Genomic DNA, 2,559 nt, shown 5'->3' on the forward strand with positions numbered 1-2,559 from the left:
ACCGAGCTGCTGGCCGGTGCCAGCTGGATAGACGAATATGGCGACCCGGACGATGCAAGCGAGCGCGCGGCGCTGGCGGCGTATTCGCCCTACCATCATGTACAGGCCGATGCTGACTATCCGCTGGCACTGTTTACCACCAGCGCCAAGGACGACCGCGTGCACCCGGGGCATGCGCGCAAGATGGTGGCGCGTCTGGCCGAGCTGGGGCATGACGCCTTGCTGCTGGAGACCGCCGGTGGCGGCCACAGCGGCAATGCCGCGCAGGCACAGACCGCCGAAGAACTGGCACGGGTGCTGGTTTATCTCTACCGCCAGTTGATGGACTGAAATCATGCTCAAATTAAAAAAACCGAATCAAAAACCACAGGCGGAAAAGCCCGGCCTGCATCCGCGCAACCGCCATCAGGGGCGCTACGATTTTACCGCGCTGCTGGCTGCCAGCCCCGAACTTGCGCCGTTTGTGAAAAGTAATCCGGCGGGCGAATCCACCATAGACTTTGCCGAGCCGCTGGCCGTGAAGGCGCTCAACCGCGCTCTGCTTGCCGCGCAGTACGGCATCGCGCACTGGGACATTCCAGATGGTTTTCTGTGTCCGCCGATACCGGGGCGTGCCGACTATATCCACACCGTGGCCGACCTGCTGGCGGGCGACTGCGGCGGCGAAATCCCGCGCGGTGCGGCGATACGGGGCCTGGATATCGGCGTCGGTGCCAACTGCATCTACCCGCTGCTGGGCCACGCCGAATACGGCTGGCGTTTTGTCGGTAGCGATATCGATGCGCAGGCGATCCGTTGTGCCGAAACCATTATCGCGGCCAATGCCTCGCTCGCCGGCGCCGTGAGTTGCCGCTTGCAGGCGGCCGACACAGCCATCTTTGACGGCATTATCCGTAGCGGCGAACGCTATGCTTTTTCGCTGTGCAATCCGCCATTTCACGCCTCGGCGGCCGAGGCGACGGCCGGCAGCCGGCGCAAGGTCGGCAATCTGTCGGGCAAGAAAAGCGGCAAGCCGCTATTGAATTTCGGCGGCCGCAGCCACGAACTATGGTGCGAAGGCGGCGAGGCGGCATTTGTCGGGCGCATGCTGGCTGAAAGCCGGCAGTTCGCTACGCAATGCGTGTGGTTTACCACACTGCTGTCCAAGTCGGAGAATCTGCCTGATCTGCGCTATGCGTTGAAGCAGGCTGGTGCCGTCGAAGTCCGGGTACTGGCCATGGGGCAGGGGCAAAAGCTGAGCCGGATCGTGGCGTGGAGCTTTATGGACGCGGAGGCGCGTACCCGGGCGCTGGCACCGGCCGCTTGAAGTTCGGGCCGACATGATATTTATATCGGGTGATGGCTTGAAGGCTGGGGGCTATATGTGTCACATTTGTGCAAAATAATAGACACACCCACGGAAGAGAGCCATGAAAAGTACACCGGATATTATCGTGTTTGCCCGTCACCCGGTTGCGGGCGACACGTTTGTTGCCGCCGCCGAGCGCCACATCGAAGGCGAATGCCGGCAGCGGGTAGATAATCATTATTCCGACCCCAGTGGCCAGTTTCACGCCGGCATCTGGTCTGGAGGCAAGGGCTCATGGCGGGTGAAATACAGCGAACACGAATTCTGCACCCTGCTGGAAGGCTTGGTTCGGGTCAGTGATGCCAAAGGGGGCGAGGTGATGCTGCAAGCCGGTGACCATTTTGTGATTCCGGCCGGTTTCGAGGGCGTGTGGCAAGTGCTGGAACCGGCCAAAAAAACCTATGCCGTTTTCGAGCAGGCAGCTGCCGCAGATTAGGTTTTTATTGATTTAATGACTGGCTGCGCCGGCGAAAAAGGCGAACAATCAGACAGGCATTGTTAAACACTGAAAGGATGCAGCATGTACCAGAATATCGTGATCGCACTGGATGGTAGCCATAATGCGGCGCTGGCCTTGCAGGAGGCCATCAAATTGGCGCAGGTCAGGCAGGGCCGGTTGATTCTGGTGCACGTGACCAGCTTGCGCGATATCAGTGTCGAAGGGGTCGGGATGCTGGGCAATCAGGACCTGCATGTGCTGGCACAGGAACGCGGCGCACAGATCATGGCCGAGGCCGAGGCCGAGGCGCGCCAGGCCGGCATCGAACACATAGCCCAGTTGTTGCTGGAAAGCTGGGATGGCCCCAAGGACATGGCCAAGGTGTTGTTGACTGCGGCGCGCGATAGTCATGCCGATCTGGTCGTAGTCGGCACCCACGGCCGTGGTGGCTTGATGACCCTGCTGATGGGCAGCTTCGCAGAAACCCTGCTACGCATGTCACCGCTGCCCTTGCTGATCGTGCGCAATGTGCATGACGACGATGAAAACAAGCTGTTTGCCAAGCGGCCGGTATTGTAAGGGAATGGGAAATAGGGAATAGGGGGTGGCTGGCGGGTTTGGTTTTTCGGGATCGGGGAGCCGGGAATCGGGACTCGCGGTGTTGACGTGCTTGGGTCGGTTCGCAACACTGAAATCCGAGTCCCGAGTCCCGAGTCCCGAGTCCCGAGTCCCGAGTCCCGAGTCCCGAGTCCCGAGTCCCGAGTCCCGAGTC

4 protein-coding genes are annotated in these 2,559 nt (G+C 60.7%); all 4 read left to right on the plus strand.

The annotated features are described in order from the left end of the window. Nucleotides 1-330: prolyl oligopeptidase family serine peptidase (locus ACRC1E_RS02360; protein WP_438513503.1), on the plus strand; the 330-nt coding region annotated here is incomplete at its 5' end. A 4-nt stretch (nt 331-334) separates the two neighbouring features. Beyond that, nucleotides 335-1,306, plus strand: coding sequence for a 23S rRNA (adenine(1618)-N(6))-methyltransferase RlmF (gene rlmF, locus ACRC1E_RS02365; RefSeq protein WP_438513504.1), 972 nt, complete (start codon nt 335-337; stop codon nt 1,304-1,306). A gap of 103 nt (nt 1,307-1,409) precedes the next feature. Next, nucleotides 1,410-1,784, plus strand: coding sequence for a cupin domain-containing protein (locus tag ACRC1E_RS02370; protein WP_438513505.1), 375 nt, complete (start codon nt 1,410-1,412; stop codon nt 1,782-1,784). Between the two features lie 84 nt (nt 1,785-1,868). After that, the gene (locus ACRC1E_RS02375) at nt 1,869-2,366 is read left to right on the plus strand and encodes a universal stress protein (RefSeq protein WP_438513506.1); all 498 of its coding nucleotides are present in this window, start codon (nt 1,869-1,871) and stop codon (nt 2,364-2,366) included. Nucleotides 2,367-2,559: the final 193 nt, after the last annotated feature.

This window comes from Craterilacuibacter sp., from assembly GCF_051659485.1.
Taxonomy (GTDB): domain Bacteria; phylum Pseudomonadota; class Gammaproteobacteria; order Burkholderiales; family Chromobacteriaceae; genus Craterilacuibacter.

Bases quoted from the DNA above. Each gene is read 5' to 3' on its own strand.
- rlmF (WP_438513504.1), top strand. From the start codon at position 335: ATGCTCAAATTAAAAAAACCGAATCAAAAACCACAGGCGGAAAAGCCC.
- ACRC1E_RS02370 (WP_438513505.1), top strand. From the start codon at position 1,410: ATGAAAAGTACACCGGATATTATCGTGTTTGCCCGTCACCCGGTTGCG.
- ACRC1E_RS02375 (WP_438513506.1), top strand. From the start codon at position 1,869: ATGTACCAGAATATCGTGATCGCACTGGATGGTAGCCATAATGCGGCG.